This is a genomic window from Sphingomonas turrisvirgatae (assembly GCF_001721295.1).
GTDB classification, from domain to species: domain Bacteria; phylum Pseudomonadota; class Alphaproteobacteria; order Sphingomonadales; family Sphingomonadaceae; genus Sphingomonas; species Sphingomonas turrisvirgatae.
Genome location: NZ_MDDS01000086.1, coordinates 50658 through 76746 on the forward strand (window position 1 = coordinate 50658; position 26089 = coordinate 76746).

General features: G+C 66.6%; 31 protein-coding genes. 12 read left to right on the plus strand and 19 right to left on the minus strand.

The window, feature by feature from the left end:
• Window positions 1-4: 4 nt before the first annotated feature.
• Both BFL28_RS19400 and BFL28_RS19405 read left to right on the plus strand, forming a co-directional pair.
• Window positions 5-673, plus strand: a complete 669-nt coding sequence (locus BFL28_RS19400; protein ID WP_069322167.1) for a YggS family pyridoxal phosphate-dependent enzyme — start codon at window positions 5-7, stop codon at window positions 671-673.
• A complete protein-coding gene (locus BFL28_RS19405) occupies window positions 670-1341 on the plus strand; it encodes an HAD family hydrolase (protein ID WP_069322168.1) in 672 nt (223 codons plus the stop codon). Before BFL28_RS19400 ends, BFL28_RS19405 begins: the two co-directional genes overlap by 4 nt.
• On the opposite strand, the gene pdeM is transcribed toward BFL28_RS19405, so the two are convergent.
• The 4 genes from pdeM to BFL28_RS19425 form a co-directional block, all read right to left on the minus strand.
• Complete coding sequence (gene pdeM, locus BFL28_RS19410; RefSeq protein ID WP_069322169.1) at window positions 1338-2000, minus strand: ligase-associated DNA damage response endonuclease PdeM; 663 nt, start codon at window positions 1998-2000, stop codon at window positions 1338-1340. The genes BFL28_RS19405 and pdeM overlap by 4 nt on opposite strands.
• A 49-nt stretch (window positions 2001-2049) precedes the next feature.
• Entirely contained in the window at window positions 2050-3033 is a 984-nt protein-coding gene (locus tag BFL28_RS19415; RefSeq protein WP_173655802.1) for a retroviral-like aspartic protease family protein, read from the minus strand.
• A gap of 71 nt (window positions 3034-3104) precedes the next feature.
• Window positions 3105-5519: a ligase-associated DNA damage response DEXH box helicase gene (locus BFL28_RS19420; protein WP_079247321.1), complete on the minus strand. Its 2415-nt coding sequence runs from the start codon at window positions 5517-5519 to the stop codon at window positions 3105-3107.
• Between the two features lie 130 nt (window positions 5520-5649).
• Complete coding sequence (locus BFL28_RS19425) at window positions 5650-5835, minus strand: hypothetical protein (RefSeq protein ID WP_069322172.1); 186 nt, start codon at window positions 5833-5835, stop codon at window positions 5650-5652.
• A gap of 111 nt (window positions 5836-5946) precedes the next feature.
• Here BFL28_RS19425 and BFL28_RS19430 point away from each other — a divergent pair, with 111 nt between their 5' ends.
• From BFL28_RS19430 to BFL28_RS19445, 4 genes are read left to right on the plus strand one after another with little or no spacing between them, the layout of a single operon-like run.
• Window positions 5947-6942: a ligase-associated DNA damage response exonuclease gene (locus BFL28_RS19430; protein WP_069322173.1), complete on the plus strand. Its 996-nt coding sequence runs from the start codon at window positions 5947-5949 to the stop codon at window positions 6940-6942.
• A gap of 15 nt (window positions 6943-6957) precedes the next feature.
• Entirely contained in the window at window positions 6958-7299 is a 342-nt protein-coding gene (locus BFL28_RS19435; protein ID WP_173655803.1) for a YnfA family protein, read from the plus strand.
• Entirely contained in the window at window positions 7296-7574 is a 279-nt protein-coding gene (locus tag BFL28_RS19440; RefSeq protein ID WP_069322174.1) for a hypothetical protein, read from the plus strand. Before BFL28_RS19435 ends, BFL28_RS19440 begins: the two co-directional genes overlap by 4 nt.
• Entirely contained in the window at window positions 7571-8269 is a 699-nt protein-coding gene (locus BFL28_RS19445) for an NAD-dependent deacylase (RefSeq protein WP_069322175.1), read from the plus strand. The genes BFL28_RS19440 and BFL28_RS19445 overlap by 4 nt, the downstream gene beginning before the upstream one ends.
• Here the strand turns inward: BFL28_RS19445 and BFL28_RS19450 are convergent, their stop codons facing one another.
• Window positions 8270-8536 carry a hypothetical protein gene (locus BFL28_RS19450; protein ID WP_069322176.1) on the minus strand — a complete coding sequence of 89 codons (267 nt, stop codon included), beginning with the start codon at window positions 8534-8536 and terminating at the stop codon, window positions 8270-8272.
• 73 nt (window positions 8537-8609) lie between these two features.
• Window positions 8610-9851 (minus strand): 5-aminolevulinate synthase, encoded by a 1242-nt coding sequence (gene hemA / locus BFL28_RS19455; protein ID WP_069322177.1) that lies wholly within the window; start codon window positions 9849-9851, stop codon window positions 8610-8612.
• Window positions 9852-10071: 220 nt separating this feature from the next.
• Here hemA and BFL28_RS19460 point away from each other — a divergent pair, with 220 nt between their 5' ends.
• The gene (locus tag BFL28_RS19460; RefSeq protein WP_069322178.1) at window positions 10072-10251 is read left to right on the plus strand and encodes a hypothetical protein; all 180 of its coding nucleotides are present in this window, start codon (window positions 10072-10074) and stop codon (window positions 10249-10251) included.
• A gap of 4 nt (window positions 10252-10255) precedes the next feature.
• On the opposite strand, the gene murI is transcribed toward BFL28_RS19460, so the two are convergent.
• Entirely contained in the window at window positions 10256-11080 is an 825-nt protein-coding gene (gene murI / locus BFL28_RS19465; RefSeq protein ID WP_241527413.1) for a glutamate racemase, read from the minus strand.
• 72 nt (window positions 11081-11152) lie between these two features.
• Between murI and plsY the strand changes: the two genes are divergently transcribed.
• From plsY to BFL28_RS19480, 3 genes are read left to right on the plus strand one after another with little or no spacing between them, the layout of a single operon-like run.
• Window positions 11153-11758, plus strand: coding sequence for a glycerol-3-phosphate 1-O-acyltransferase PlsY (gene plsY / locus BFL28_RS19470; RefSeq protein WP_069322179.1), 606 nt, complete (start codon window positions 11153-11155; stop codon window positions 11756-11758).
• A gap of 9 nt (window positions 11759-11767) precedes the next feature.
• Entirely contained in the window at window positions 11768-12874 is a 1107-nt protein-coding gene (dprA, locus tag BFL28_RS19475) for a DNA-processing protein DprA (RefSeq protein WP_069322180.1), read from the plus strand.
• Window positions 12875-12922: 48 nt separating this feature from the next.
• A complete protein-coding gene (locus tag BFL28_RS19480) occupies window positions 12923-13465 on the plus strand; it encodes a hypothetical protein (protein WP_069322181.1) in 543 nt (180 codons plus the stop codon).
• On the opposite strand, the gene folP is transcribed toward BFL28_RS19480, so the two are convergent.
• The 3 genes from folP to BFL28_RS19495 all read right to left on the minus strand — a co-directional run bounded on the left by folP (window position 13462) and on the right by BFL28_RS19495 (window position 16697).
• A complete protein-coding gene (folP, locus tag BFL28_RS19485) occupies window positions 13462-14553 on the minus strand; it encodes a dihydropteroate synthase (RefSeq protein ID WP_069322182.1) in 1092 nt (363 codons plus the stop codon). The two genes, BFL28_RS19480 and folP, sit on opposite strands and share 4 nt — an antisense overlap.
• Window positions 14554-14620: 67 nt before the next feature.
• The gene (locus BFL28_RS19490) at window positions 14621-15400 is read right to left on the minus strand and encodes an outer membrane protein (RefSeq protein ID WP_069322183.1); all 780 of its coding nucleotides are present in this window, start codon (window positions 15398-15400) and stop codon (window positions 14621-14623) included.
• A 139-nt stretch (window positions 15401-15539) separates the two neighbouring features.
• A complete protein-coding gene (locus BFL28_RS19495) occupies window positions 15540-16697 on the minus strand; it encodes a site-specific DNA-methyltransferase (protein ID WP_069322184.1) in 1158 nt (385 codons plus the stop codon).
• A gap of 331 nt (window positions 16698-17028) precedes the next feature.
• Between BFL28_RS19495 and BFL28_RS19500 the strand changes: the two genes are divergently transcribed.
• Entirely contained in the window at window positions 17029-18624 is a 1596-nt protein-coding gene (locus tag BFL28_RS19500) for an isocitrate lyase (protein ID WP_069322185.1), read from the plus strand.
• Between the two features lie 169 nt (window positions 18625-18793).
• Here the strand turns inward: BFL28_RS19500 and BFL28_RS21755 are convergent, their stop codons facing one another.
• The 8 genes from BFL28_RS21755 to glmM are packed head-to-tail and all read right to left on the minus strand — an operon-like array spanning window position 18794 to window position 23407.
• Window positions 18794-19087 carry a VOC family protein gene (locus BFL28_RS21755; RefSeq protein WP_206599156.1) on the minus strand — a complete coding sequence of 98 codons (294 nt, stop codon included), beginning with the start codon at window positions 19085-19087 and terminating at the stop codon, window positions 18794-18796.
• Window positions 19088-19096: 9 nt separating this feature from the next.
• Window positions 19097-19243 (minus strand): VOC family protein, encoded by a 147-nt coding sequence (locus BFL28_RS21905; protein ID WP_206599155.1) that lies wholly within the window; start codon window positions 19241-19243, stop codon window positions 19097-19099.
• A gap of 35 nt (window positions 19244-19278) precedes the next feature.
• Window positions 19279-19503, minus strand: a complete 225-nt coding sequence (locus BFL28_RS19510; RefSeq protein WP_069322186.1) for a DUF3072 domain-containing protein — start codon at window positions 19501-19503, stop codon at window positions 19279-19281.
• A 56-nt stretch (window positions 19504-19559) separates the two neighbouring features.
• The gene (locus BFL28_RS19515; RefSeq protein ID WP_069322187.1) at window positions 19560-20189 is read right to left on the minus strand and encodes a ribonuclease HII; all 630 of its coding nucleotides are present in this window, start codon (window positions 20187-20189) and stop codon (window positions 19560-19562) included.
• A gap of 5 nt (window positions 20190-20194) precedes the next feature.
• The gene (thiD, locus tag BFL28_RS19520) at window positions 20195-20965 is read right to left on the minus strand and encodes a bifunctional hydroxymethylpyrimidine kinase/phosphomethylpyrimidine kinase (RefSeq protein WP_069322188.1); all 771 of its coding nucleotides are present in this window, start codon (window positions 20963-20965) and stop codon (window positions 20195-20197) included.
• Window positions 20962-21837, minus strand: coding sequence for a 2-dehydropantoate 2-reductase (locus BFL28_RS19525; RefSeq protein WP_069322189.1), 876 nt, complete (start codon window positions 21835-21837; stop codon window positions 20962-20964). The genes thiD and BFL28_RS19525 overlap by 4 nt, the downstream gene beginning before the upstream one ends.
• Window positions 21834-22067: a DUF1272 domain-containing protein gene (locus BFL28_RS19530; RefSeq protein WP_069322190.1), complete on the minus strand. Its 234-nt coding sequence runs from the start codon at window positions 22065-22067 to the stop codon at window positions 21834-21836. The genes BFL28_RS19525 and BFL28_RS19530 overlap by 4 nt, the downstream gene beginning before the upstream one ends.
• Window positions 22067-23407 (minus strand): phosphoglucosamine mutase, encoded by a 1341-nt coding sequence (glmM, locus tag BFL28_RS19535; protein ID WP_069322191.1) that lies wholly within the window; start codon window positions 23405-23407, stop codon window positions 22067-22069. Before glmM ends, BFL28_RS19530 begins: the two co-directional genes overlap by 1 nt.
• Window positions 23408-23475: 68 nt before the next feature.
• On the opposite strand from glmM, the gene BFL28_RS19540 reads away from it, so the two are divergent.
• The gene (locus BFL28_RS19540) at window positions 23476-24735 is read left to right on the plus strand and encodes a dicarboxylate/amino acid:cation symporter (RefSeq protein WP_069322192.1); all 1260 of its coding nucleotides are present in this window, start codon (window positions 23476-23478) and stop codon (window positions 24733-24735) included.
• Between the two features lie 4 nt (window positions 24736-24739).
• Here BFL28_RS19540 and gorA read toward each other — a convergent pair whose 3' ends face one another.
• Window positions 24740-26086: a glutathione-disulfide reductase gene (gene gorA / locus BFL28_RS19545; RefSeq protein ID WP_069322193.1), complete on the minus strand. Its 1347-nt coding sequence runs from the start codon at window positions 26084-26086 to the stop codon at window positions 24740-24742.
• Window positions 26087-26089 lie beyond the last annotated feature (3 nt).

The following is a 26089-nucleotide window of genomic DNA, read 5'->3' on the forward strand; positions in this document are numbered from 1 at the left end:
GCGCATGCCATCCGACACCGCTGACTCGCGCCTTGCCGCGATCCACGACCAAATCGTTCGCGCCGCCGCCCAGGCGCAACGCGACCCCGCCGATGTGCAGCTGATCGCCGTATCGAAGACACGCGACGCCGATGCGATCCGTCCGCTGATCGAAGCTGGGCAGCGCGTCTTCGGTGAAAATCGCGTGCAGGAAGCTGCCGCCAAATGGCCTGCATTGCGCGAGACGACGGGCGGTATAGAACTCCATTTGGTCGGCCAACTGCAGTCGAACAAGGCGGAGGAGGCCGTTGCGCTGTTCGACGCGATCCACTCGCTTGACCGCCCGTCGCTGATAAGCGCGCTCGCCAAGGCGATGGACAAGGTCGGCAAGCGCCCGGCCTGTTTCATCCAGGTCAATATCGGGGACGAACCGCAGAAGGGCGGGTGCGCGGTCGCGAGTCTGCCGGGCATGCTGGCGGAGGCACGCAGCGCCGATCTGCCGGTCGCCGGGCTGATGGCGGTCCCGCCGCTGAACCTGGAATCCGCCCCCTATTTCGCGCTGCTGGCCAAGCTGGCGCGCGATTGTGGCTTGTCCGGGCTCAGCATGGGCATGTCCGATGATTTCGAGACGGCGGTGACGCTCGGCGCCACCCACGTTCGCATCGGCACCGCGCTGTTCGGCGCGCGCGCATGATCACCACGCGTTTCGACGGACTTATCTTCGACTTCGACGGCGTGCTGCTTGAGAGCGAATATGCCGGCAACCGGCACCTAGCCGAATATCTGACGGCGCAGGGGCATCCGATCACGCCCGAGGATGCGATGACGCACTTCATGGGCCTCTCGGGACAGGACTTTCTGGGCGCGATCGAACGCTGGCTCGGCCGTGCGCTGCCGGAAGATTTTCACGAAGCGCGCGAGATCGAGAACCAGCGAGTCCTTGCCGAGGGCATGGCCGAAGTCGCCGGCGCGGTCGCCTTCGTACGATCGCTCCCCGCCGATCTGCCGCGCGCCATCGCTTCGTCCAGTTCGACGCAGTGGATCACCACGCATCTCGATCACCTTGGCTTGCGCGATGCATTTGAGGGGCGGATTTTCAGCGGCAAGGAGCATGTCACGCGCGGCAAGCCGGCGCCCGACATCTATCTGCACGCTGCCGCGGCACTCGGCGTGCCAATTCGCAGGTGCGCGATCCTCGAGGATTCGCCCGTCGGTGCGACCGGAGCGGTTGCGTCGGGCGCGCATGTGATCGGCCTGTGCGCGGGCAGCCATTGCGCGGTCGGCCATGACGATCGGCTACGCGCGATCGGCGTTCACGACATCGCGCACGACTTTGCGGACGTTGCCCGGCTGATCGCCTAGGCTGCGATCGGAAAGCGCAGCAGCCGGTCGCTGACCGGCACCAGCGCCTCGGCCCCGCGGCCCACCGCCCGCACGATCCCCGGATGCGTAACGTCGAGGCCGCCGGTCAGCGCCCCGAAGGCCGGCAGGATCAGCTTGGTCGAACTTGCCACGAAACACCGCCGTGACACGGGCCGGCCACGCAGCTTCACTCGCAACTTGGGGTGGAAATGCCCCGACAGTTCCGGTCGTACCTCGTCCCGCTCGGCCTCGTGACGCAGCAACAGGCCGTCAACCAGCGCTTCCTCGACGATCTCGCCGCCACAGTGATCGACCAGATGGGCGTCGTGGTTACCGGTGATCCACACCCAACGCACGGCCGCGGTCAGCGAGATCAGCGCCGCGCGCGCGTCGGGCTGAAGCCGTTCGCAGCCCGCCGAATCATGAAAGCTGTCCCCCAGGCACCACAGTTCGGCGGCCGCCGTCCGCCGCACCAGTGCGGCGACCGCAGCTAGCGTCTCCAGCGTGTCATAGGGCGGCAACATCTGCCCGCCCTTGGCAAACCAGCTGGCCTTCTCGAAATGCAGGTCCGCGACGATCAGCGCACGCCGCTCGGGCCAGAACAGCGCGCCCTCCGACAGCGCGAACAAGTCATGGCCAGCGAACGAAAAGGGAACCATGGCGCGCCTATCGCCTTGCCCAGTCATGGCGTCAAGCCGTGGCCGCGGATCAGCGAAGCCGGCTGGCTTGGCCGGAACGCGATAACACGCTGACGTCGTTGGAGGGGTTGCGCGAGACCAACATGCGAATCTTGCGGTCCGGAAAATCGATCTCGACTCGCCGGAAACCGCGCAGCGCATCCATTCCCAGCATCACCGCCGGCCGGTTCGACAGGCCGAAATGCTCGAACGGCGGGATATCGGCGAAAGCGACCGGCACCCCAGCCAGGTTCACGCCACCGATCCGCACCCGCTCGGCCACGTGATAGTTCACGGTCAGCTTCTCGCCGGTGACGCTCGTCATCTCGATCGGCCCTTTGAGCGGGATGCGCCGCAGCTTTCGTTGCAGCGCCAGATTGCCCATGCTGACCTGCGATCCGGTATCGATCACCACCGTCACCCGCGTGCCCTCGAACTCGGCCTCGGTGACGATCAACTGCCCCAGGCGACTGCGCGCGGTGACCACGATCTCGTCGGTGTCGCCAGGACGCCGCTCCTGGCGGCCACCTGCGCTGCGCGACGGGCGCAGGCTGATCGTGCCGCTCTTGAAATCGATCGCGACCATGTGACGGCGCAGTTGCTCGATCCCGAGCAACCCGTGCGCGCCCATATGCCGCGCTTCGAGCGCGGGGGCATTGAACGCGCGTCGATCGCGCACCGGCCCCACATCCAGCGAAGGTATCACAACCGTCGGCACGTTGGATTGGCCGGTCATGGTCGTCAGTCGCACCGTCGGACCTGCGGCCAGCCCCAACCGCAGGGCAAACTGGCGCGAGATGACGGACCGCTCGGCGCCGGTATCGATGACGAACGGCTGCGGCGCGCTGCCGTTGATCGATACGGGCACGGTCATGCGGTTGGCCAGCTCGCCCAATGCCATGTCGCCGGCGCTGTCGTCCGGCAGATGATGGTCGGCGTTTGCTGGCGTCGCGACATCATGCGGCGCGGCCGGAGCGGCGCAAAGCAACAGCGCGGGCGCGATAAAGCGCAGCATGGCATCACGATACGCTTCCATGAACCGTGTAGCAATCGCGTTCCGTTGCGCCAGTGCTGCATCGCTAAGCCTCAGTCCACGCGCATCGCCTCGTTCGCCAGCGCTTCGGCTTCGATCAGCAACTCGTCCTCGACCGCCCCAGTCGCAACCTTTTCCCGCCCGATCATGATCAGCACCGGTACAGCCATGGGGCTTACTCGGGGGAGGTCGACGTGGACCATTTGGTCGACGGCGGTGTCGAGCAATCGACCAAGCCGACCAACATCGGTCATCCGAGCGCGCGCATCGGCCCACGCGGCACGCAGCAACAGATGATCGGGTTCGTATTTCCGCAGCACGTCGTAGATGAGATCGGTCGAGAACGTGACCTGCCGCCCGGTCTTCTTCTTGCCCGGCTGCTGCCGCTCGACCAGCCCGCCGATGATCGCGACTTCGCGGAACGCCCGCTTCAGCAGCGCCGATCCCTGGACCCAGTCGACGAATTCATGCTCGAGGATGTCGGGCGAGAAGAGCGCGGCCGGGTCGGTGATCTTTTCGAGGCCATAAACGGCGAGCGCATAGTCGTTGGCGACGAACCCGAGCGGCTTCAGGCCCAGCGCTTCCATCCGCCGCGTGATCAGCATGCCGAGCGACTGATGCGCGTTCCAGCCTTCGAAACTGTAGCAGACCAGATGATGCCGCTTCTCGTGCGGGAAGGTCTCGATCAGCAGCTGTCCCGGCGTCGGCAGCTGCGAGCGCTGACGCTGCACCTCGAGCCATTCGCGCACATCGTCGGGGAAGCGCGCCCATTCGGCGGGATCGGCAAGGAACCGCCGCACGCGATCCGCAAGGCTCGACGTGATCGAGAGCCGCAGCCCGGTATAGGAAACGAAGCGCGCCTGTTTCGACGTGGCGCGCACGATGAGGTCAGTGAGCTCGGTCCGTTCGACCTCAAGCGCCATGCCGGCGAAGAAGAAGGTGTCGCCCGGCGCCAGCTGGGTGCCGAACCCTTCCTCGACCTTGCCCAGGCGCCGACCGTTCTTGAAGCGCACGTCCATCATCGCTGCTTCGACGATGATCCCGGCATTCAGGCGATGCTGAGCGATGAAGGCGGGCTTGGTCACCCGCCACAGGCCGTCGGGCGTGCGCGTCAGTCGCTTGAACCGGTCATAGGCGCGCAGCGAATAGCCGCCATCGGCGATGAAGTTCAGCACGCGATCGAACGTTTCGGCCTCCAGCGCCGAATAGGGCAGGGCGCCGCGCACCTCGTCGAGCAAATCGCCGGCATCGAACGGCGCGGCACAGGCCACGCCCATGACGTGCTGCGCCAGCACGTCGAGCGCGCCCGCACGGAAATTGTCTGGATCAAGCTCGCCCGCGTCGACCGCGTCGAGCGCGGCGCGCGCTTCGAGATATTCGAAGCGGTTGCCGGGCACGAGCACCGCTTCGCTCGATTCGTCCAGCCGGTGATTGGCGCGGCCGATCCGCTGCAGCAGGCGCGAGGAGCCCTTGGGCGCGCCCATCTGGATCACGCAGTCAACATCGCCCCAATCGACGCCCAGGTCGAGGCTCGCCGTCGCCACCAGCGCGCGCAGCTTGCCGTCCGCCATCGCCTGTTCGGCCTTGCGCCGCGCCTCAAGGCTGAGGCTGCCATGATGCACCCCGATCGGCAGCTTGAGGTCGTTCACCTTCCACAGATTCTGGAAGACGAGCTCGGCCAGGCCCCGCGTGTTGCAGAACACGATGGTCGTGCGGTGAGTCTCGATCTCCGCCATCACCTGCGGGATCGCATAGACGCCGCTATGCCCCGACCATGGCACGCGCCCCTCGGGCAACAGGATCGCGATATCCGGGTCGGCACCCTTTTCGCCCAGCACGAGGCTGACGGCGTCGATGTCGCCATCGGGGGCGAGCCACGCGCGATAACCGTCCGGATCGGCGACCGTCGCCGACAGCGCCACGCGGCGCAGCCCCGGCGCGATCCGCTGCAGTCGAGCCATCGCCAGCGCCAGCAGGTCGCCGCGCTTTTCCGTCGCGAAGGCATGCACCTCGTCCACCACGATGGTCTTGAGGCCGGCGAACATGGTGAAGCTGTCTTCGTACGACAGCAGCAGGCTCAACGATTCGGGCGTGGTCAGCAGGATCTGTGGCGGTCGCGCGCGCTGGCGCACCTTGCGATCATGCGGCGTGTCGCCCGTCCGCGTCTCGACCCGGATCGGCAGCCCCATCTGTTCGATCGGGGTCAAGAGGTTGCGCTGCACATCGACCGCAAGGGCCTTGAGCGGCGAGATGTAGAGCGTGTGGAGCCCGTCGGACGGCGCGTCGATCAATTCGGTCAGCGTCGGCAGGAAGCCCGCCAGCGTCTTGCCGGCGCCGGTCGCCGCGACCAGCAGCGCATGTCGCCCGGCGCGCCCGGCGCCGAGCATGTCCAGTTGATGCCGCCGCGGCGTCCAGCCGCGCGACTGGAACCAATCGGTTAGTATCGGTGGAAGGTCGTTTGGCTTCACACAGCAAGCCTTAGCCGCCTTTGCTCACCATACCAGTTCCCCTGCGAAAGCAGGGGCCCAGGATGACAGGCGACTCGCTTGTAGCCCTAGGCCCCTGCTTTCGCAGGGGAACTGCGCTGGGACTATCGCGTCACGGCTCGCGCGCAACATCCTCGCGATTCTGCTCCTCGCGCACGCGCCGGGTCGCTTCCTCGGTGCGCTCCTTCTGCGCACGGCTGGTGCGGTTGTTGAGCACCGCCCACAGCAGCACCGCGGCCAGCACGATCGGGCCGATGATCACCATCACGCCCTGCAGGCTCGAAAAGTCCAAGTCCATACAGCACCTCAATCGTTCAGAACCGGCCAACGATTCCCCGGGCGCTTTGATCCCCGCGCGGTTGCAGGCAGCCTTAGGGGAACCTCTGCCGCGCCCGACGCATATGCTGTCATGGGCCTAGGCAGCTGGATCGAACCGCACCCCGAAGGGATCTTCATTCCGGCCGCCGACGCCTGGGTCGATCCTTCGCAGCCCAAGGCCCGCGCGCTGGTCACCCATGGCCATGCCGATCACGCGCGCGGCGGACATGGCGCGGTCTGGGCGACGCCCGAAACGCTCGCCATCATGGACGCGCGCTATGGCCCGCAGGTCGAACGTCCGGTGGCCTATGGCGAGACGGTGAAGTTGGGCGAGGTCGAGGCGACCTTCGTTCCCGCCGGCCATGTCCTGGGGTCGGCGCAGATCGTGCTGGACCATGCCGGGGAGCGAGTCGTCGTGTCGGGCGACTACAAGCGCCGTCCCGATCCGACCTGCGCACCGTTCCAGCCTGTGCCGTGCGACGTGTTCATCACCGAAGCCACCTTCGGCCTGCCCGTGTTCCGCCATCCCGAGACGACCGACGAGATGGACAAGCTGCTCACCGCGCTTCGCGCCGAGCCGGAGCGCTGCGTGCTGGTCGGTGCCTATGCCCTGGGCAAGGCGCAGCGCGTGATCCGGGAATTGCGCGGCATGGGGTTCGACGATCCGATCTATATCCACGGCGCGCTGCAGCGATTGTGCGACCTGTATGTCGAGCATGGCGTGGCGCTTGGCGACCTGCGCCCCGCGACCGGCGTCGCCAAGAAGGAACTGCAAGGACGGATCGTGATGTGCCCGCCGGGCGCGCTGAACGATCGCTGGTCGCGCCGGCTGCCCGATCCGATCACGGCGATGGCGTCGGGCTGGATGACCGTTCGCCAGCGTGCCAGACAACGCAACGTCGAACTGCCGCTGATCCTGTCGGACCATGCCGATTGGGACGAACTGACGACGACGTTGCGCGAGATCGCCCCGCGCGAAGTATGGGTCACGCATGGCCGCGAAGACGCGCTGGTCCATTGGTGCCGCCAGCGCCAGATCAAGGCGCGCGCGCTCGAACTTGCCGGCTACGACGATGAGGACGATTGAGCTAGACTTCGGTCCATGACGCCTTCCCTGTCGGTCCTTGCCGTCTATGCCCTTGCCGCGCTGGCCGAAATCGGCGGCTGCTTCGCCTTCTGGGCCTGGCTGCGGCTCGACAAGTCGCCGCTATGGCTGGTTCCGGGCCTCGCCAGCCTGATCGCATTCGCCTGGTTGCTGACGCTGGTCGACAGTGGCCATGCCGGTCGAGCCTATGCCGCCTATGGCGGCGTCTATGTCGCCGCATCGCTGCTCTGGCTCTGGGCGGTCGAGGGCGCGCGGCCGGACCGCTGGGACCTTGCCGGCGGCGCGGTCGTTCTGCTCGGTGCGGCCATCATCCTGTTCGGCTCACGAGGGGGCGTATGAGCCAGACCGACATCACGGCGGATGTAATCAGCAATCTACCGCTGGACCGCATCGACGCCGTCGCTTTCTACAAGCTGGACGCGCTGACGACGGATTTGATCTGCTGCGACATAGAAATGGCGGGTCAGGTCTGGACGTTCCATGAGGAGGCGGCCGGCTGGGACAGCCTCATTGCCCATCTTTCGCTACTGCCCGGGTTCAAGGCCAATTGGCGCAAAGTGGTTGTTCACCCACCCTTCGAGGTGAACACGACGGAGGCATTTCGACGCGCATGACCGACGTTCGCAACATCGTCATCCTGACCGGCGCCGGCGTTTCCGCCGAAAGCGGCGTCGCCACGTTCCGCGGCCCCGGCGGGTTGTGGGAGGGGCATCGCGTCGAGGACGTCTGCACGCCCGAGGCGCTCGCCGCCGACCCGGTCCTCGTCCACCGCTTCTACGACGAGCGCCGCGCCAAATTGACGACGGTCGAGCCGAATGCGGCGCATCACGCGCTGGCGCGGCTCGACCGCGAATGGCCGGGCGAGCTGCTGCTGGTGACGCAGAATGTCGACGACCTGCACGAACGCGCGGGATCGCGCCGGCTGCTGCACATGCATGGCGAGCTGAACTCGGCGTTGTGCGGGCTGTGCGGGGTGCAGACCGAATGGCGCGATGCGCTGCCGCCGCTCACGCGCTGCCCGTCCTGCGATGCGCCGGCGCTGCGGCCGGACATCGTGTTCTTCGGCGAAATGCCCTATCACATGGACGTGATCGAAGCGGCGCTGGAGCGCGCCGACCTGTTCGTATCGATCGGCACATCGGGCGCCGTCTATCCCGCCGCCGGCTTCGTCCGCATCGCGCGTGCCTGTGGCGCGCAGACGCTCGAGCTCAATCTCGATCGCTCGGACGGGAGCGACTGGTTCGACACGACGCGACTCGGCCCGGCCGGCACGCTGGTGCCGGACTGGGTCGAGTCGCTGATCGGCTGATTACATCGCGTTCTCGAGACGCGCGTCGTCATTGTCGTCGATCGCGTCGGCCTTGTCCTCGCCGGCTTCGCGGACCTGATCGGCCTGCCGCTCGAGCGAATCTTCCATCGTCTCGTTAGTCGCGTTGTCGGCCATCGCGTCGAGCTGATCGGCCTGGTTGTCCGCCGCCGCCTCGACATTGGCCGCAGCCTGGTCGTCGGCATTACCGCCGCATGCGGCCAGCGCCAGGAAACCGGCGACCGCCGTCGCCTTCATCAGGACCTTCATCAATTCGTGCTCCCTGTTCGTTACAGGCGCACAATCACCGGGCCGTGGAACGAGTTCCACGGCTCGTCGCAACTCACGCCGCGGCGCGAAGCTCCAGACGCTCCCAGATCTCGACCAGCGCCTGGGTCAGCTCGTGCATCATCGCTTCGTCATGCGCAGGCCCGGGCGTGAAGCGCAGCCGCTCCGTGCCGCGCGGCACGGTCGGGTAATTGATCGGCTGAACATAGACGCCGTATTCGGCGAGCAGAATGTCGCTGATCCGCTTGGCGCGGACCGGATCGCCGACCATCAGCGGCACGATGTGAGTCGCCGTGTCCATCACCGGCAGGCCGGCATCGGCGAACAGCGTCTTGAGCTTTGCCGCCGCCGCCTGCTGACCCTCGCGCTCCTCGCTCGACCCCTTGAGGTGGCGAACGCTGGCCAGCGCGCCGGCGACCAGCACCGGCGACAGGCTGGTGGTGAAGATGAAACCCGGCGCGTACGAGCGGATCACGTCGATGATCGTCTGATCCGCGGCGATATAGCCGCCCATCACCCCGAACGCCTTGCCCAGCGTTCCCTCGATGATCGTCAGCCGCTGCGCCGCCTCGTCCCGCTCCGAAATGCCGCCGCCGCGAGCGCCGTACATGCCCACGGCATGAACTTCGTCGAGATAGGTGAGCGCATTGTACTTGTCGGCCAGGTCGCAGATCGCGTGAATCGGGGCGACGTCGCCGTCCATCGAATAGACGCTCTCGAACGCGATCACCTTTGGCACCGACGGGTCGTCGGCGGCGAGCAGTTCCTCAAGATGCGCGACATCGTTGTGGCGCCACACGCGCTTCTCGCACCCCGAATTGCGTATGCCCGCGATCATCGATGCGTGGTTGAGTTCATCGGAATAGATGATGCAGCCCGGCAGCACCTTGGCCAGCGTGGCCAACGTCGCTTCGTTCGAGACATAGCCGCTGGTGAAGAGGAGCGCGCCCTGCTTGCCGTGCAGGTCGGCAAGCTCCGATTCGAGGTCGATGTGGTAATGCGTGTTGCCGCCGATGTTGCGGGTGCCGCCGGATCCGGCGCCGACATCGTGCAGCGCCCCCTCCATGGCGGCGATCACCTTGGGATGCTGGCCCATGGCGAGATAGTCGTTCGAGCACCAGACGGTGATCGGCTTGGGTCCATTGTGGCCGGCAAAGCAGCGCGCGTTGGGGAACATGCCCTTGTTGCGCAGGATGTCGATGAACACGCGATAGCGGCCTTCGGCATGCAGCCGATCGATGGCTTGCGTGAAAACGCGCGAATAGTCGACCGCGCGGGCGGGCACTTCCTGGTCCATGACCGCGCCCGATAGCGGTTTTTCGGAACCATTTCCACCGGCGAACGTCGTGGCGCTACGCTGAGGGCTTACCGTAACGTCGTTACGGTGCCGCTTGCCATGGATCAGCCGTGGTCGCGCAAAACTGTGCTATAGCGGTGCTACTGCGGACCGGGACTCCGAGCATTTCCGCGGCTGAGAGATGATATGGGCTCCCGCTTGCCGTCGAGGGAGACGACAGATGGCCAGTCAGCACGACCAAGACCTCGAATATTTCATGCGACGCGAGCAGGATGAGCGTGCCTCGGCCGCGCGCACGTCGGACCAGTCGGTCCGCTGCATCCACCTGGCGCTGGCCGATCGCTATGCCGAGCGGCTGCGGGCGATGGTGCCGCACGCGTCGATGCAGCGCCGGGCCTGAGGCGCTACAGCGCTTCGAGCTGCGTCAGCCCATGCCGCGCAAGCGCGGGGCGAAGCGGTTCGGTCGAGGCGTCCAACCGCGTGAACACGGCGATCCCTGCTTTCGGTGTAGCCGGCCACGAGTCGTCTCGGGTCAGATGCGCGACGCGGCGGGCGATGCCGGGGCCGCCATCGACGAAGGTGACGGGATGCGGCGAGGCGGCGGCGAGTTCGGCCTCGACCAGCGGGAAATGGGTGCAGGCATTGACGATCACGTCGATCGCTGCACCGCCCGGCTGATCGAACAGCCCGTCGAGCACCGCGCGATAGGCCGCCAGGTCCGGCGCATCGCCGCGCAAGGCGGCCTCGGCCAGATCAACGAGTTCGGCGCTGCCGTGGCGCAGGATGGTACAATCCGCCGCGAACTCGGCCGCGAGTCGGTCGACATAGGGCTGGCGCACCGTTGCCCGGGTGCCGAGCACGCCGATCGTTCGCGTCCTGGAGAGCAGCGCGGCCGGCTTGATCGCCGGCACCGTGCCGACGATCGGGATGTCCAGCGCGGCACGGACGTGCGGCAGCGCGATCGTCGAGGCCGTATTGCACGCGATGACGATCAGCCGCGGACGATAACGCTCCGCCAGCCGCCCCAGCAGCGCCGGAACCCGCGCCGCGATCTCCGCCTCGCTGCGCGTGCCGTAGGGATAGCCCGCGCTGTCGGCGGCATAGACGAGCGGTGCCTGCGGCAGCAGCGCCCGAGTCGGCGCGAGCACCGACAGGCCGCCCACCCCGGAATCGAAGAACAGCACCGGGCGCGTGTCCGCACCGGTCCCGTGCATCCCGATCTCATTCATGTCCGCCCCATCGTGGATAGTGTTGCACGCGCCTACTCAACCGCCTAGCCTTCGGGCAAGCATGGGGCTCGCTTGACCACACAGATCATCTGGATACCGCCGACACTGGCGCTGCTGCTGGGCTATCTGCTCGGCTCGATCCCGTTCGGCGTGCTGCTGACCCGCTGGGGCGGGGCGGGCGACCTGCGGTCGGTCGGTTCAGGGAATATCGGCGCGACCAACGTGCTGCGCACCGGGCGCAAGGGGCTGGCGGCGGCGACGCTGCTGCTCGATCTGGCCAAGGGCGCGGCGGCAGTGCTGATCGCCGAAGCCATGTGGCCGGGCACAGCGCCGCTGGCGGCAGCGGGCGCGTTCTTCGGCCATTGTTATCCGGTATGGCTGCGTTTCAGGGGCGGGAAGGGCGTTGCGACGCTGATGGGCATCGCCCTTGCGCTCCACTGGCCGGTCGGCCTTGTCTATGCGGTCGTCTGGATAGCACTGCTCGCCGCGATCCGCGTGTCGTCGGTTGCAGGCATGACGGCAGCGGTCAGCGCACCGGTGGCGGCGGCGTTCTTCGACCGGTTCGACATCGTGCTGCTGCTGATCGGCCTTGCGCTGGTCGTGCTGTGGAAGCATCGCGAGAATATCGAGCGACTATTTGCCGGCACCGAGCCGCGCATCGGTCGCAAGCGCGGCTGACCGACGACGATGCACGCGCCCGCCGGCCCGGCCGACGCCGATCGGGCATTCGCAAGGCTTCAGCTGATCCGCTCGCCGCGTATCGGGCCTGTCACCTATCGCCAGCTGATCGCGCGCTTCGGTGACGCCCGGGCGGCGCTCGACGCCTTGCCGCAGCTGGCGTTGCGCGGCGGCGGCGGCGCGCCGGCGAAACTGGCGCAGCCCGATGCGATCCGGCGCGAACTGGCGGCGGCGGCGAAGCTGGGCGCACGGCATGTCTTCCTCGACGATGCCGATTATCCGCGCTTGCTTGCCGAACTGGAGAATGCGCCCGCAGCGATGCTGGTGCGCGGCGACCTGTCGCTCACCGCGCGCAGCTGCGTGGCGATGGTCGGCGCGCGCAATGCTTCGGCGGCGGCGTGTCGTTTCGCGCGGCAGATCGCGCAGGGTCTGGCCCAAGAGGGCGTCACGGTCGTTTCAGGTCTTGCCCGCGGGATCGATACCTCCGCGCATCTGGGATCGATCGACGGCGGCACCGTCGGCGTGATCGCAAGCGGCATCGACATCGCCTTTCCGCCAGAAAATCGCGAGTTGCAGGAACGTGTCGCCAGCGAAGGGTTGCTGATCGCCGAACAGCCGCCCGGCACCGAACCGCTTGCGCGCCATTTCCCGTCCCGCAACCGCATCATCGCCGGTCTCGCGCTCGGCACGGTCGTGGTGGAGGCCGCGCCACGCTCGGGATCGCTCATCACGGCGCGGATCGCGGGCGAGGCGGGGCGTGACGTCATGGCCGTACCCGGATCCCCGCTCGATCCGCGCGCGCAAGGGTGCAACCTGCTGATCCGCGAAGGCGCGACGCTGATCCAAAGCGTCGAGGACATCGTGGAAGCAATCCGCCCGATCGACACGCGGGCAATGCGTGCGCCGATCAGCAGCTATACGGTCGAACCAGCCGCCGAACCCGGTGCTGCCGAACGGCGCGCGATCGAATCGCTGCTGGGGCCGGTGCCGGTCCCGGTCGACGAACTGATCCGCCAGGCTGCGCTGCCTTCCGCGACGGTTCAGCTGATGCTGCTCGAGCTTGAACTCAGCGGCCGACTCGAACGCCATGCCGGCGGGCGGGTCAGTCTGATCTGACACACGCGCGACTCGCATCGGCGGGCAACAATCCCATATAGTCCGGTGATGCTCAGGATCCTGCTGTTCCTCGCCGCGCTGGTCGTTCTCGCCTTTCTCGCGTTCGGCATCGTCGCACTGGGCGGCGCGGTGGTGGCCGCGGTCTTCGGCGTGCGCCGCGTGCGTCAGCGACTGGCCGCGCGCAAGTTCCAGCGGATGCGCCAGGCGACGCCGGCCAATCCACTCGACCAGGCCTGGAGCGATGTTGCGGGCGAGGCGGACTGGGCCGCCAGCCGGATCGCGGCCGCCCGCACCAGTTGTTCGCGGCTGCTGGCGATCGCCGATGCCGACCCGCTCGCCACCGATGCCGTGGACTGGGCCAATGTCGTGCGCCGTCGTGTGCCGGACCTCGTCGCGGCCTGCATGGCCGAGAGCGCGGACGCGACGCCCAGCGAGCGTCGCCGCAATCTGGAGGATTTGATCGAGAGCCTGGAAAAGATTGGCGCGGAGGCGGATCGCCGGCGCGACCGGCACCGCGGGACGCAGGTCACGCCATTCCAGGTACAGCGGACCTATGTCGATCAGCGCACCCGGCCTGATCCGCTGAACTAGCGCCCGGTCAGCGCGGCGTCGCGCAAGCCACGCCAGACGCGCAGCGCCTGCACCGTTTCCGGCACGTCGTGAACGCGTAGCAACTGCACGCCAGCGTCCGCGCCCTTGAGCGCCAGTGCGATCGAGCCGCCCAGGCGCTGTTCTGCCGGCGCCTCGTTCGACAGCGCGCCGACGATCCGCTTGCGGCTGGCGCCGAGCAGGAGCGGCACGCCCAGGCCATGGAACATGGCAAGTCCGTTGAGCAACGCGAGATTGTCGGCCAGCGACTTGCCGAAGCCGATGCCCGGATCGGCGATGATGCGCGATCGATCGACGCCGGCCGCCACGACCGCGTCGATGCGTGCCTCGAGCCAGTCATAGACCTCGATCAGCGCGTCGCCATAGCCGCGACCGCCATCGGCACCCTGGCGCGGGTCGCCGGCATGCATCAGCACGACCGGGCATTGCGCACGCACGACGACTTCGAGCGCGCGATCGTCCCACAGCAGGGCCGAAACATCGTTGACGATATGCGCGCCGGCGTTGAGCGCAGCCTCCATCACCCCGGCTTTTCGCGTATCGACCGAGACGAGCGTCCCGCTGCGCGCCAGCCCTTCGATCGCCGGGATGACGCGTGCGATCTCGTCGCCTTCCCATACTTCCTTTGCCCCCGGCCGCGTCGATTCGCCGCCGGCATCGATCAGCGCTGCGCCTTGAACGCCCATGTCGACGCCCGCCGCAACGGCTGCCGCGGGATTGTCGAGATGCTGGCCGCCGTCGGAGAAACTGTCGGGCGTCATGTTGAGGATGCCCATGACCTGCGGCTGATCGAACCGCAGGATGCGCTCGCCCAGGCTAAGCGGCGGGCGAGGACCGGTGACCCGCGCGGCGATCGCTCGCAACCGCTCGTCCGAAGGCAGGTTGCCGGCCGGGATGGCGCGCTGAACGATGCGGCGGCCGTCGCGCACCACGATCAGTTCATAGGCGGAAAACCACAGAAGGCCGCCGGCGAGACGCACGGCGGCATCGTCCATGTTGATCGGGGAGTCGACGAAGGCGACCGGCCGCAGATAGACGCGATCAGACGAAGCGATGACGGGCAAGTCCATGCATGTGGATTAACGCCGCCGTCGAACGTGGCAAGCGGCGGGGCCGGGGCCCCGCCGCCGCGCGAGCTTAATTGCCCGCGCCGCCCAAGGCGAAGCGGACGCCGCCGCCCACGATCGACTGGCGCGATTCAACGCCAAGTCGCGCCGGGAGCAGGTTCACGTCGGTTTCCGCCCGGTCCGGCGTGGCGCGCCAGGTATATTGCGCGAACAGTTCGAAATTGTCGTTCAGCCGGTACGTCGCGCCGCCCATCAACTGATAGGCGAAGCGGGTCTGCCGGTCGTTGACGACGTCCACGCCCGATGGGCGGTACGTGACATCCACTCGCTGAGCGCCGAACCCGATGCCGAAATAGGGCTGGAACGACCCGCCGGCATTGATGTCGTAGAAGACGTTACCGAACGCATAGATGTTCTTCACGTCGCCGCGACCATCGGCCAGCACCGCGCCGACCGTGGGATTGGTGGCCAGGGGCGCGCCGCGCGTCAGCACGGCGATGTTCGCGCCGTCGATCACCGCGCCGCCGACCGCCAGATTGCGGTGAGCATCGACCTTGGTGTTCGAATAGCCAGCCTCGACCTCGAAGCGCAGGCCGTCGCCCGTGCGATAGCCGATCGTGCCGCCGATATCGTAGCCGGTCTTGAAGTCGGTATCCCAGTCGACCGAGGTGCCGGCGGCGATCGCCGGGAAATCGGCGGTCGCCGGAACGGTGGCGGTGGTCACGCCGGTATTTTCGGACTTGGAGTTGATGATCGCGCCGCCGCGCGCACCGACATACACTTGGGCCGAGGCGGGAAGGGCAACGGCGATGGCGGCGACTGCCGCCGAGACACGCAACGCGAACTTCATTACAGGTCCTTTCGGGTAAGCAACACGCGGCCTGTTCAGGCCACGCGCGCTCAAACCCGACAGACCCCCGCCGGTTTCATCGGCCGCGCCGTTGATCCATGTTATGGGTCGGCGTGTTGCCGTTCGGCAACACGCCCGATCAGGGCTGCGTCGCGAGCAGATAGGTCTGGCGCAGCGAATCGATCGGCTTCAGCCCCTCGGCCGTTTCGTGGTGCCAGAAGGTCCAGCCGTTGCACGACGGCGCACCCTGTAGCGTCGCACCCAGTTTGTGGATCGATCCGGCATTGCCGCAATCGCTGCGCAGATTGCCGTCCACGCCGACGACGGCACGCCAGCGGCGCTTCGCGTCGCTCAGCACCGCGCCGGGGCTCAGATAACCGTTCTCGAGCAGCACGCCGAACGCCACGCGCGGCGCCTGACGCGGTGCCTGCATCGTCGTCACCGCCGATTCGTCGAGCGGCAGTGCGGCGTCGATCCGCTCCTGCGCCGCTTCGACATAGCTGTCCTCACGCTCGATGCCGATCCAGTGGCGGCGCAGGCGCTTGGCGACCGCGCCGGTCGTGCCGGTGCCGAAGAACGGATCGAGCACGATGTCGCCGGGTTTGGTGCAGGCAAGCATCACGCGATAGAGGAGCGCCTCGGGCTTTTGCGTCGGATGTACCTTGGTGCCGTTCTTCTTCAGCCGTTCCTGCCCGCCGCAGATCGGGAATTCCCAGTCCGACCGCATCTGCAGCTCGTCGTTCAGCGTCTTCATGCTGCGATAGTTGAAGGTGTACTTCGCCTTTTCTCCCATCGACGCCCAGATCAGCGTCTCGTGCGCGTTGGTGAAGCGCGTGCCCTTGAAATTGGGCATGGGGTTGGCCTTGCGCCAGATGATGTCGTTGAGGATCCAGAAGCCGAGATCCTGGATCGCCGAGCCGACCTTGAAGATATTGTGGTAGCTGCCGATCACCCAGATCGTGCCGTTGGGCTTCAGGATGCGGCGCGCTTCGGCCAGCCACAAGCGCGTGAAGGCGTCATAGGCATTGAGCGAATCGAACTTGTCCCATTCGTCGGTCACCGCATCGACATGGCTGCCGTCCGGGCGATTGAGGTCGCCGCCGAGCTGAAGGTTATAGGGCGGGTCGGCGAAGATCATGTCCACGCAAGCGGCGGGCAGCGCGCGCATCGCCTCGATGCAATCCTGCTGGATGATCCGGTCGACGGGCAGTTGGTCGACGCGCGGCACCAGTGGCGTTTCGACGACATCCGTCGTCTGCCGCAGGCGCGATTTCGCGACCTTTTCGATGACCCCCATTAACCACTCCACCCCGATTGAACGCGCGAAACGCCATGAAAGGACGGACTCCGTCAAGCGAACATTGGTTAACGAAAACACTTGGGATTCCGTTAACTTGGCGGAACATTCGCGAACTTATCCACATGTGGAGTCTGAGACTTATCCACAGGCACAATCCTTTGTGGCGCCGAGAAAATTCGCAGCCAGGCGTTCAGGGCCAGTAAAAAATTTACAAGATCACACGCTCGGGGTGGAGCTGGGTGCACGCGATGACTGGATCGGGAACCGATTTCCGGGCGATTGCGCTGTCAACGTGAATAGACACCCTCGCAGCTTAGCGAGGAACAGGATGACCTATCAGGAAGAGATCGCCCGGGCGCGCACGCCCATCGAAGCCGAGCAGGGACGCTGGAACGGCATCGACGCGGAATCGGTGGCCCGGATGCGACTGCAGAACCGGTTCCGCACCGGGCTGGACATTGCGCGGTACACGGCGGGTATCATGCGCCGCGACATGGCCGCCTATGATGCCGACCCGGCCGCCTACACCCAGTCGCTCGGCTGCTGGCACGGCTTTATCGGGCAGCAGAAGCTCATCTCGATCAAGAAGCATTTCGGTACGACCAAGGGCAAATACCTGTATCTGTCAGGCTGGATGGTCGCGGCGCTGCGCAGCGATTTCGGACCGCTGCCCGACCAGTCGATGCACGAAAAGACCAGCGTGCCGGCGCTGATCGAGGAACTCTATACATTCCTCAAGCAGGCTGACGCCCGCGAACTGGGCATGATGTTCCGCGATCTCGACGCGGCGCGCGACGCGGGCAACGAGGTCGAGGCGCAACGCATCAGCCAGGCCATCGACAATTACGAGACGCACGTCGTGCCGATCATCGCCGATATCGATGCCGGCTTCGGTAATGCCGAGGCGACATACCTGCTCGCCAAGAAGATGATCGAGGCGGGCGCCTGCGCGCTGCAGATCGAGAACCAGGTGAGTGACGAGAAGCAGTGCGGGCATCAGGACGGCAAGGTCACCGTGCCGCACGAGGACTTTCTGGCGAAGGTCCGCGCCTGCCGCTACGCCTTCCTGGAACTGGGCATCGACGATGGCATCATCGTCACGCGCACCGATTCACTGGGTGCGGGCCTTACCAAGCAGATCGCCTTCAGCAAGGAACCGGGCGATATCGGTGACCAGTATAACAGCTTCCTCGACTGCGACGAGATCGACGTCACGCAGGTCGGCAATGGCGACGTCGTCATCAGCCGCGACGGCAAGCTGCTGCGGCCCAAGCGGCTGCCGTCCAACTTGTTCCAGTTCCGCGAAGGCACCGGCGCGGACCGCTGCGTGCTCGACTGCATCACCTCGCTCCAGCACGGCGCGGACCTGTTGTGGATCGAGACGGAGAAACCGCATATCGAGCAGATCGCTTCGATGGTCGACCGGATCCGCGAAGTCGTGCCGAACGCCAAGCTGGTCTACAACAACTCGCCCTCGTTCAACTGGACGCTCAATTTCCGCCAGCAGGTGTTCGATGCCTGGGAAGCGGAGGGCAAGGACGTGTCGGGCTATGACCGCGCCAGGCTGATGAGCGTCGATTACGACGCCAGTGACCTCGCGGCCGAAGCGGACGAGAAGATCCGCACCTTCCAGCGCGATGCGTCGGCGCGCGCCGGCATCTTCCACCACCTCATCACGCTGCCGACCTATCACACCGCAGCGCTGTCGACCGACAATCTCGCCAGGGAATATTTCGGCGACGCGGCGATGCTGGGCTACGTCAAGGGCGTGCAGCGGCAGGAGATCCGCCAGGGCATCGCGTGCGTCAAGCATCAGAACATGTCGGGCAGCGACATCGGCGACGACCACAAGGAGTATTTCGCCGGCGAAGCCGCGCTGAAGGCCGGCGGCGTGCACAATACGATGAACCAGTTCGCGGCGTAAACGTCCGGAGCTGAACCCGAATACGGTTTCCTGGGGAGGAAAGGAGGCCCGTCGCAGCGTTCATTCGGCGCTGCGGCGGGCCTTTACCGTTTGTCGCACCCTTCCGGTGCTGCGCACCTCCCCCCCTCTCCCGGAGGGAGAGGGAAATGCTCGCCGACTTGACGGACCGCTAATCCGACGCGACCGGCGCGTCGAAGTCGACCTCGACCGCGGCGACATTCTGCTGCGCTTCGCCGTGAAATACCGCTTCGATATTGTTGCCGTCGGGATCGAGCAGAAAGGCCGCGTAATAGCCTGGATGATAGGGCCGCTCGCCCGGCGCGCCATTGTCGATGCCGCCGGCCGCCAGCCCTGCGCGATGCCAGGCATCCACCATCGCGCGATCCCGTGCCTGGAACGCCAGGTGATGCCGGCCAGTCAGCTTGCCGAGCGCCGCTTGGCTATCGGCGCTGGAGACGAACAGTTCGTCGGCTCAGAAATAGCTGTCGCCCTCGCCGCCAAGCGGGATGCCGAGCACGTCGAGCAGGGCGGTGTAGAGCCGTCGACTGGCGGCAAGGTCGCGCACGACCAGATGAAGGTGATCGATCAGGCGTCCGCGATAAAGGCGCTTTGCTTCCATTGCGGTCTCCGGGGGCTGATCCACCTCTGCGGTGGCTAATGGTTCAGCTTCGCCTTGAGTTCATCGATCATCTTCGAGGCATCGGCCTTGCTCAGCCCTTCGCGGGGTGGCTCGACCTTGGCTTCCTCGCACAGCGTCGTCAGGTACGATGCCTGCGCGCCGGTCATCGGGTCATCGCCCGATACCCAATCGTCGGGATCCTTCTCGGTGTTAGACCCCGGATGCTCGTCGAGCTTGGGGTTGTGAAGCGTATCGGTCATCGGTCCATCCTGATGTTCGCAAGATGTTCCAACCCGGAAGTGGCGTCGAGGTTCCGTCAGGCCGCCGCGACGATCGGGCCGAAGTCCAATTCCGCCTGAGCGACCGGCGCGAAGCTGCGGCGGTGGTGGGGGGTCGGGCCATGCGTGCGCAAGGCTTCCTGATGAACCTTGGCCGCATAGCCCTTGTTCGAGCGCCAGCCATATTGCGGATGGAGCGCGTCGAGTTCTTCCATCATGCAGTCGCGGCGATGCTTGGCGACGATCGAGGCGGCGGCGATGGACAGGCACAGCGCGTCGCCGCCGACCACCGCGAGGCTCTGATGCGTCCAGTCGGGGCAGCGATTGCCGTCGACCAGCACGAAGGCGGGAGGCAAGTCGAGCGCCGCCACCGCGCGCGTCATCGCGAGCATCGTCGCCCAGAAGATATTGAGCCGGTCGATCTCCTCGACCGTGCAGATGCCGACCCCGATGCGCGCGCAATGTAGCAGCGCATCGTGCAGCGCGGCGCGTTTGCCGGCGGTGAGCGCCTTGGAATCATCGATGCCTTCGGGAACGCAGCGCGGGTCCAATACCACGGCGGCGGCGACCACCGGGCCTGCCAGCGGCCCCCGACCGGCCTCGTCCACGCCCGCCACCGGCCCTTTGTGGAGCCGCTTATACTTCTTCTCGAACTTGAGGTCAGGCATGGCGATCAGCCGTCTAACGCATCGAACGGCACGACGCCAAGCGCATGACCGATCGGGCCATGTCCCCGGCCGAGCTCCGGCGCGCTGAGAATCGCGCGCCGCACGAAGCGCACCGCGCGCTCGAACGCTTCACTGATTGGCAGGCCGGCACCAAGCCCGGCGGCAAGGGCGCTGGCAAAAGTGCAGCCCGTACCGTGCGTGTGGGCGGTTTCCAGACGCGCTCCGGTCAGTTGCGCGATCCGCGTGCCGTCAGGCGCGAACAGCTGGTCGTGCACCACGTCACCTTCGGCATGCCCGCCCTTTTCGGCAAGGTGACCGCCATGCGCCAGCACCGCGTCGCGCCCGCCGAGCGCAGCCAGTTCAGGCAGATTGGGCGTCGTGATCATGGCGATCCGCATCAGCCGCGTGAAGGCGGCGATCGTCGCCTGGTCGGCCAGGATGGATCCACTGGTGGCGATCATCACGGGATCGAACACGATCGGCACGTCAAGCGCCGCTAGCCGATCCGCCACCGCGTTTGCCACATCGGCCGATCCGATCATGCCGATCTTCACCGCGTCCACGCCGAGATCGCTCACCACCGCGTCGATTTGCGCCAGAACCATGTCGGTCGGAACGGCATGGACGGCCGCCACGCCCAGCGTGTTCTGCGCGGTGATCGCGGTGATCGCGGTCATCGCATGGCCGCCCAGCATCGTGACGGTCTTGATATCGGCCTGGATACCGGCGCCACCGCCCGAATCCGAACCGGCGATAATCAGGATGCGCGGGATCATGGCAGCGGCCCACCAAGCTTGAGCAGCGTGGCGGCCATGCGGTTGAGCGGCGCATCGATCCCGTGGCGTTCGCCCAGCCGCGCGATCACGCCGTTGCGCGCATCGGCTTCGGTCTGTCGGCCAGCGAGGCGATCGGCATGGATCGAGTTCAGCGAGTCGCCCGGCGCGGCGCGATAACCGGCAACCACGTCGTCGGGCAGCGTATCGGCGAGCCTAGCACCCTCCGCCCGACCGACCGCGACGCATTCGCGGACCAGCGCGCGCATCAATTCGGCGGCTTCTTCATCGTGCGCGATTTCCGCCGAACGCAGCGTGAGCGCGTTGATCGCGCCGGCGCAGTTGACGGCCAGCTTTGCCCAGGCGGCAGTCAGCCAGTCGTCGGTCAGGCGCAGCTCGATCGCGCTGTGGGCGAACAGCGCGGCAAAGCTTCTACCGGCGGCATCGTCGGGCACGGTCATGCTGCCCGTCCGCCGCTGAACCACCATGCCGGGGGCGTGTCGCTCGGCGGGAATGTCGACCACCACCGGGACGACCCGCGCCCTATCGAGTTGCGGAAAGCGGCTGCGATGCTCGACCCCGTTCTGCAGGATGGCGACATGCGTGCCCGCGTCCGCCAGCCGCTCCAGCCAGCGCGATACGCCCGGCGCGTCATAGGTCTTGGTCGCGGCGATCACCCAGTCCACCGGTTGCGCGTCAGCCGGCTCGGTAAGCACCAGCGGATGTGAATCGAGCGGTCCAGCCGGCGTCTCCACGTGCAGCCGCTCGAACGGCGTCCGCGTGCACAGCGTCACGTCATGGCGCGGCTCGGCGATCAGCCACGCCGCAACGCTGGCCCCGACCGCGCCGGCGCCGACAACGGCAATCCGGGTCAATTGTCGTTACCGCTGAAGCGCCGCGCCGTGCTGGCCGGGTGGCGCTTCAGCGCATCGCCGACGCGCGCCGGGCGGTCGAGCAACTCACCCTCGCAATTGGGGCAGCGTTCGTCCAGCGCATCGGCGCAATCGGCGCAGAAGGTGCATTCGAACGAGCAGATGAATGCCCCGCCCTGGTTCGCAGGCAAGTCCGCGCCGCAGCGTTCGCAATCGGGCCGCATTTCGAGCATCAGCCGGCGGCCTGCCGCACGGCGTCGCAGATGCGATCGACCACCGCCTCGACCTGACGGGCGTCCTCGCCCTCTGCCATCACGCGGATCACCGGTTCGGTGCCGGAGGGGCGGATGAGGATGCGGCCGGTGCCGTTCAGTTCGGCTTCGGCGTCGGCGATGGTGCGTTTGACCGCGTCGTCGTCGAGCGGCTCGCCGCCGGCGAAGCGGACGTTCTTGAGCAATTGTGGCAACGGTTCGAAGCGATGCAACACCTCGCTTGCCGGCGCGCCCGCGCGAACGATCTCGGCCAGCACCTGAAGCGCGGCGACCAGCCCGTCGCCCGTCGTCGCATAGTCCGACAGGATGATGTGGCCCGATTGCTCGCCCCCGACATTATAGCCGGCACTGCGCATCTTTTCGAGCACATGGCGGTCCCCGACGTTCGTGCGCACCAAGCCCAGGCCCTGCGCGGCAAGATGCCGCTCCAGCCCCAGGTTCGACATGACCGTGGCGACAAGGCCCCCGCCAGCCAGCCGCCCCTGCCGCGCCCAGCCGCCGGCAATGGTCGCCATCAACTGGTCGCCGTCGATGACGCGGCCCTTTTCATCGGCGACGATCAACCGGTCGGCGTCGCCGTCCAGCGCGATGCCGATATGCGCGCCCGATGCCACCACCGTGTCGCACAGCGTCAGCGGCGCGGTCGAGCCGACCTGGTCGTTGATGTTCTTGCCGTCGGGTTCGACCCCGATCGCGATCACTTCGGCGCCCAGTTCCCACAGCGCGGACGGCGCGACCTGATAGGCGGCGCCATTGGCGCAATCGATCACGATCTTGAGCCCGTCGAGCCGCAGATCGGCCGGGAAGGTCGATTTGGCGAAGTGGATATAGCGGCCCTTCGCGTCGTCGATCCGCTTTGCGCGGCCGATTTCGGGCGCCGGCGGCAGCGCGATCTCGCCATCGATCAGCGCCTCGATCGCTTCCTCGTCCGCATCGGACAGCTTGTAGCCGTCCGGGCCGAACAGCTTGATGCCATTGTCGGCATAGGGATTGTGGCTGGCCGAAATCATGACGCCAAGGTCGGCGCGCATCGAATGCGTCAGCATCGCCACCGCCGGGGTCGGCATCGGCCCCAGCAGCACGACGTCCATGCCGACGCTGGTGAAGCCTGCGACCATCGCATTCTCGAGCATATAGCCCGAGAGCCGCGTATCCTTGCCGATCACCACGCGATGCTTGTGATCGCCACGCAGGAAGTGCTGGCCCGCCGCCATGCCCACCTTCATCGCCAACGCGGCGGTCATCGGGTGGGCATTGGTCCTGCCGCGAATTCCGTCGGTGCCGAAATATTTCCTTGCCATATCCTGCGCTTTGCGACCCTGTTGGATGTTCCGGGCGTTGATAGCGCCGCAATCGTTCAAGGGCGAGTATGTCGCAGCCGACCCGTATTTTCCTCTCGTTGATCGCGGGCCTGGCGCTCGGCATGGCGGCCGCCGCGCTGGCGCCGCAGGGGGCGATCGCGGCCGCCGACTGGGTCCAGCCGATCGGCACGATGTGGCTGCATGCGCTGCAGATGACGATCGTGCCGCTGGTCGTGTCGCTGCTGATTACCGGCGTTGCCGCCACCGCCGAAGCGGCCAAGGCGAGCCGGCTGGCAGGGCGCGCGTTCATCATCTTCATCGCGCTGCTGTGGACTTCGTCCGCACTGGGCGGGGCGCTGACGCTAGGCTTCCTCTCCGCCTTCCCGCTTGGCACCGGCCTTGCCGAAGCGCTGCGCAATGCGCTGGGCAGCGCGCCGCCGACCGGCGAGATCCCGCCCTTTTCGGCCTTTGTCGTGGCGCTGGTACCGTCCAACCCGCTCGCTTCGGCAGTCAACGACGCGTTCCTGCCGATGATCCTGTTCACGACGGTGTTCGCCTTTGCGATCACGCGACTGCCCGATGACGAGCGGGTGCGCCTGACCGGCTTTTTCCAGGCGGTCGGCAACGCGATGCTGGTGGTCATCAACTGGGTGCTATGGCTGGGGCCGATCGGCGTCGGGGCGCTCGCCTATGTCGTCGGCGCACGCGCGGGGACGTCGGCATTCGGCGCGCTGCTTCATTATGTTGTGATCGTCTCGTCGGTCGGCGTCGTGCTCTGGCTGCTGTCGGTGCCGTTCGCCTGGGCCTTCGCCAAGGTGCCGCCGACGCGCTTCGTCCGCGCGATCATCCCTTCGCAGTCGGTGGCGGCCAGCACGCAATCCTCGCTCGCCAGCCTGCCGGCGATGCTCAAGAGCACCGAGGCGCTGGGCGTTCCGGTCGCGCGTGCCGGCGTCGTGCTGCCGCTTGCCGTGGCGCTGTTCCGATGGACCGGGCCGGCGATGAACTTCGCCGTCGCCATCTATGTCGCGCACTGGTTCGGGATCGATCTTTCCTGGGGACAGATCGCGGCCGGCTGGGCGGCGGCGGCGATCACGACGATGGGCGCGGTGGGGTTGCCGGGAACGATCAGCTTCGTCTCATCGATCGCGCCGATCGCCATCGCCATGGGCGTGCCGATCGCGCCGCTGGGCCTGCTGGTCGCGGTCGAGACGATCCCCGACATCTTCCGCACCGTCGGCAATGTCGCGATGGACGTGGGCGCGACGCGCGCGATCGCGGGCGAAGGCGGCGCGGAGAGCGAGGCGGACGAGTTGCTGAAGGCGGGCTAGGCGCTCACTTCATGAGCACCAGTTCCTCCGCCATGCTGGGATGCAGGGCCACGGTCTGATCGAACGCATCCTTGTGCAGACCTGCCTTGACCGCCACGGCTGCCGCCTGAAGGATCTCGGGGCTGTCCGGGCCGATCATGTGCAGCCCCAGCACCTTGCCCGAATTGGGCTCGCAGATCATCTTGTACAGCGCGCGTTCGTTGCGACCGGCAAGCACGTTCTTCATGGGGCGGAAGTCGGACGTGTAGACCTTCACCGACCCATATTTCTGCTTGGCCTGGCTCTCGGTCATGCCGACGCCGGCGATCGGCGGGTGGCTGAAGACGGCGGCGGGGATGCAGCCATAGTCTACCAGCGTCGGCTTGTCGCCGAACTCCGAATCGGCGAACGCCTGCCCTTCGCGGATCGCGACGGGGGTCAGCTGAACGCGGTTGGTCACGTCGCCCACCGCGAAGATCGAATCGACCGACGAGCGGTTGTCGTCACCGACCACCACTGCGCCCTTGTCGTCCAGCGTCACGCCCGCTTCGGCGAGGCCCAGCCCCTCGGTATTGGGCACGCGGCCCGTGGCGAACAGCACCAGGTCGACCTCGATGTCGTCATGGCCGGTCATGCCGACCTTCAGGCTGCCATCGGCCTGCTTCTCGATGCCCTTGAATTCGGCATGGAAGCGGAAGTCGATGCCCTTGGTCATGCTGATCTGCAGCAGCCGGTCGCGGATCTGCTCGTCATAGCCGCGCAGGATCACGTCGCTGCGATTGATCAGCGTGACCTTGCTGCCCAGTTCGTTGAAGATGCCGGCGAATTCGTTGGCGATATAGCCCGCGCCCGCGATCAGCACGCGCCCCGGCAAGTGATCGAGATGGAACACCTCGTTCGACGTGATGCCGTGCTCATGCCCCGGGCATTGCGGCACGGCCGGACGCGCGCCGGTCGCGATCAGGATCTTGCCGGCGCTGACCTTGCGTCCGCTGGCCAGCGTGACTTCGTTCGGTCCGGAAACGGTCGCGCGCTCGAGCAGTACCTCGACGCCATGGCTGTCGAGCGTGCTGGTGTACGCCTTGTTGAGCCGATCGACCTCGGCAAGCACATTGTCGCGCAGCACCGTCCAGTCGAAGCTGCATTCCGGTACGTCCCAGCCGAAGCGGCGCGCGTCGTGCAGATCCTCGGCGAAATGCGCGCCATAGATCAGCAGCTTCTTGGGTACGCAGCCGCGGATGACGCAGGTGCCGCCCACGCGATATTCTTCCGCCACCGCCACCTTCGCGCCATGCGCGGCAGCGACACGCGAAGCACGCACGCCCCCCGAACCGGCACCAATGACGAATAGATCATAGTCGAATTGAGCCATGAG